The 3,206-nt window shown below is 71.1% G+C and carries 3 protein-coding genes; 1 reads left to right on the top strand and 2 read right to left on the bottom strand.

The genetic code is table 11. The features are described 5' to 3' along the window. Positions 1 to 1,101: serine/threonine-protein kinase (locus ACWGH4_RS33350; RefSeq protein ID WP_453467442.1), on the bottom strand; the 1,101-nt coding region annotated here is incomplete at its 3' end. Positions 1,102 to 1,364: 263 nt separating this feature from the next. After that, the gene (locus tag ACWGH4_RS33345) at positions 1,365 to 2,288 is read right to left on the bottom strand and encodes a VOC family protein (RefSeq protein WP_453467440.1); all 924 of its coding nucleotides are present in this window, start codon (positions 2,286 to 2,288) and stop codon (positions 1,365 to 1,367) included. 282 nt (positions 2,289 to 2,570) lie between these two features. Between ACWGH4_RS33345 and ACWGH4_RS33340 the strand changes: the two genes are divergently transcribed. Next, on the top strand, positions 2,571 to 3,206 hold a 636-nt coding region (locus tag ACWGH4_RS33340), incomplete at its 3' end, for a TetR family transcriptional regulator (RefSeq protein WP_453467438.1).

Here is a 3,206-nt window from a genome sequence, read left to right as displayed (position 1 = left end):
GCCGGTGGCCGGTCCGGCCTCCGCGATCACGGCGCGGCCGGTGTCGGCGACCCGGGGGCCGGGCCCGATGGGAACGTTGGAGCCGGGCAGCCGTACCGGGCCGCCCACGGACTGCGGGGGCGCGGCCTGCGGCTGGGGAGGCGCCGGCGGGACGGGCGGCGGGGTGGGGCGCGGGGGCGCGGGCCGCTGGGACGCGGCCGACGGGCGGCCGCCTCCGCGACGGGTCTCGATCATGGCGGTGGCCGAGGTCGGCAGCCACGCGGAGGCGGTGCCGCTGTCGTCGCCGGCGGAGGAGAAGAGGTGGGGCGCGAGTTGCGCCTGAAGGTCCTCGGGCGTGGGCCGCAGCCCGGCCTCCATCTGCATGCACGAGTCGATCAGGGGCCGCAGCTCGTCGGGGAGCCCTTCGAGGTCCGGGCCTTCGCGCAGCAGCATGAAGACGGTCTCCACGGGGTTCGCGCCGTGGAAGGGGGCGTGCCCGGTGGCTGCGAAGACCAGGGTGGAGCCGAGGGAGAAGACATCGCTGGCGCCGGTCACGCTGCGGGAGTCTCGGGCCTGCTCGGGCGACATGTACGCGGGCGTGCCGACGGCGACGTTGGTCATCGTCAGCCGGGTGTTCGAGACGCCTGACGCGATACCGAAGTCGATGACGCGCGGCCCGTCCTCCACCACCAGCACGTTGGACGGCTTGAGGTCACGGTGCACGAGTCCCGCGCCGTGGATGGACTGCAGCGCCTCCGCGATGCCCGCCGCGAGCCAGCGGACGGCCTGGGCGGGCAGCGGCCCGCATTCGTTGATGATCTCCTCGAGGGAGGGGGCGGGGACGTACGCGGTGGCGAGCCACGGCACCGCGGCGCGCGGGTCGGCGTCGACCACTGCGGCGGTGTAGAAGCCGCTGACCGCGCGGGCCGCCTCCACCTCGCGCGTGAAGCGGACGCGGAACAGCTGGTCCTCCGCGAGCTCGGTCCGCACGGTCTTGATCGCGACCCGGCGGCCGGACGCCGACCTGGCGAGATAGACCAGTCCCATGCCACCGGCACCGAGCCGGCCCAGCACCTCGAACGGACCGATCCGTCTCGGGTCGTGCTGCGTCAGCTGCTCCATACCTGCGTGCCACCTCCCCGTACGGGCTCCCACGAAATGGAGCCCGTCACTTACAGCCCCGTGCAGGGTCTCACTATCGAGCCCCTCAGCGGTGAGCACCCTGATTCTTCCTGTACGGAGCCACGGTTGCGAACCCGGGGGCGGATCGGGGTGTCTCACCGCGTTTCGGGCACCGCTGTGAGCGGTCACCGGCCGGCACCTGGCGGACGCCGGCCGGTGCGGGTACGCGGAGGGGCACTCGTGGGCGTCGCCCGCCGGTCGCCTCAGGCGCTCTTGGCGGCCTCTCCGTCCTCCTCGGACACGTCGCGGTCCGGCCTACCTGTCCCGCCCGTACCGGACTTTGGCCGCGTCCCGCCGTTCTCGGCCTCCTGCGTCCCGCCGGGCGCGGCCGACCGGTCCGGCTCCGCCAGCACCGCGAAGGTGGCGCCCTGGTTGTCGCCGAAGACGGCGATCCGCCCGTACGGGGTGTCGGAGGGGACGGTGCGGACCCGGCCGCCGAGGCGGACGACGGACTCGGCCGTCGTGTCGCAGTCGGTGACGCAGAAGTAGACGAGGAAGTGGTCGGGCATCTCCGGCGGGAACTCGTCCGTGATCGCGCTGCGTCCGCCGACGGCGGTGTTCTCGCCCGGTTCCGTGCCGGCCGGTGACCACATGCGGAAGCCGGCCATGGTTCCGGTCAGGTCCGTGCCCTGGAAGTGGAAAACGGACTCGTAGAAGTCGTCCGCGCGCTCGTGGTCCCGGGTGTACACCTCGGTCCAGCAGAACGAGTTCGGTTCGCCCTGCTTCTCGAAGCCCTGCCGGGTGCCCGCCTGCCACAGGCCGAACACCGCGCCGCCGGGGTCCGCCGCCACCGCGGAGATCCCCGCGGAGTCGACGGGCAGCGGGTCGTTGATCAGCCGGCCGCCGTGGTCGGCGATGCGCCGGCCGAGGGCCGCGGCGTCGGGGGTGGCGAAGTAGACGCCCCAGACGGTGGGCATGCGGCCGTCCCGCTTGGGAGTCAGCGCCCCGACCAGCCGTCCGTCGCTGAACGCGTCGGCGTAACGGCCGCGGACGCCGCCGGGGACGTGGCCACCGCCCCGTTCGGTGAAGGTCCAGCCGAAGAGCTCGCCGTAGAAGCGCTTGCCCGCTTCCACGTCGGGGAGCGATGCGTCCACCCAGCACGGCGTGCCCTCTGCGAATGCGGCCATGGACCTGATTCCTTCCCTGGGTGTGGTGCCCGTCACCATCAAGCTAACGGCGCATCACGCGGGGCGCGCGGAATCAATTCGAACGCTTGGTCGATATGGGCGGCCCTGAAAGGGGTGAACGGTCGAAAGGGGTGCGCCGGGCGCCTCCGGCGGGACCGTTTCCGTCGAGTTGTCCACCGAAGTTGTCCACAGGCTGTTGATAACACTATTGCTGTCCGTGGTCGGCACCCCATTTGCAGTCGGCCGAATCGCGCGCCGATCACCCCTCGGTAAGCTGACGGCATGACAGGACAAGTGCGCACCGTCGACGGCCGGGTAGCCGGCCGACGCGGGCAGGCGACGCGGCAGAAACTGCTCGACTGCCTCAGCGAGATGCTCAGCTCGTCGCCGTACCGGGACGTCAAAGTCATCGACGTGGCCCGTAAAGCGGGCACTTCACCGGCGACGTTCTACCAGTACTTCCCCGACGTCGAAGGCGCCGTTCTCGAAATCGCCGAGGAAATGGCCAAGGAGGGCGCCGAGTTGACCGAGCTCGTCTCCGGCCGCTCCTGGGTCGGCAAGGCGGGCTGGCAGGCGGCGGAGGAACTGGTCGAGGGATTCCTCGACTTCTGGCGCCGCAACGATGCCATTCTCCGCGTGGTCGATCTCGGCGCCGCCGAGGGCGACAAGCGGTTCTACAAGATCCGTATGAAGATCCTCACCTCGGTCACCAACTCCCTTTCGGACGCCGTCAAGGAGCTCCAGGGCAAGGGCAAGGTCGACAAGGACGTCAGCCCCGGAGCGATGGCCGGATCGCTGGTGGCGATGCTCGCCGCGGTCGCCTCGCACCAGAAGGGCTTCACGACCTGGGGTGTCAAGCAGGCCGAACTCAAGCCGAACCTCGCCCTGTTGGTGCACCTCGGCATCACGGGCAAGAAG

The sequence above is a fragment of the Streptomyces sp. NPDC054847 genome (assembly GCF_053610925.1).
The sequence above is the reverse complement of the archived record's forward strand: the minus strand, read 5'-3'. Positions and strand labels throughout refer to the sequence as shown.